Origin of the sequence: Aeromonas sp. sif0611 (assembly GCF_019218845.1) — a bacterium.
In the GTDB taxonomy this organism is placed as follows: Bacteria; Pseudomonadota; Gammaproteobacteria; order Enterobacterales; family Aeromonadaceae; genus Aeromonas; species Aeromonas media.
This window is the reverse complement of record NZ_JAHUWU010000042.1, coordinates 1-319: the sequence shown is the minus strand read 5'-3', so window position 1 is coordinate 319 and position 319 is coordinate 1. Positions and strand designations below refer to the sequence as shown.

Annotated in this window: 1 protein-coding gene; it reads left to right on the top strand. The window is 65.8% G+C overall.

Translation table 11 applies throughout. The annotated features are described in order from the left end of the window. Window positions 1–319: VCBS domain-containing protein (locus KW824_RS20680; protein WP_218410888.1), on the top strand; the 319-nt coding region annotated here is incomplete at both ends.

The window sequence follows — 319 nt, the reverse complement described above, 5'->3', positions numbered from 1 at the left end:
CCATCACCATCACCGGCGTCAACGATGAGGCCGTCATTACCGGCAGCGACACTGGTGGCGTGGTGGAAGACGAGAGCACCCCGCTGCTGACCGAGACCGGCACCCTGAGCGTGACCGACGTGGACGGCGCCGATGAAGCCAAGTTCCTGGCCGGCAACGGCACCCCGAGCGCGGGTGCGCTGGGTAGCCTCGCCATCACCGAAGGCGGTGCCTGGACCTACCAGGTCGACAACAGCAAGGTGCAGTACCTGGGCGAGGGCGAAACCAAGGTCGAGACCTTTGTGGTCACCTCCGTGGATGGCACCGAGCACACCGTCAC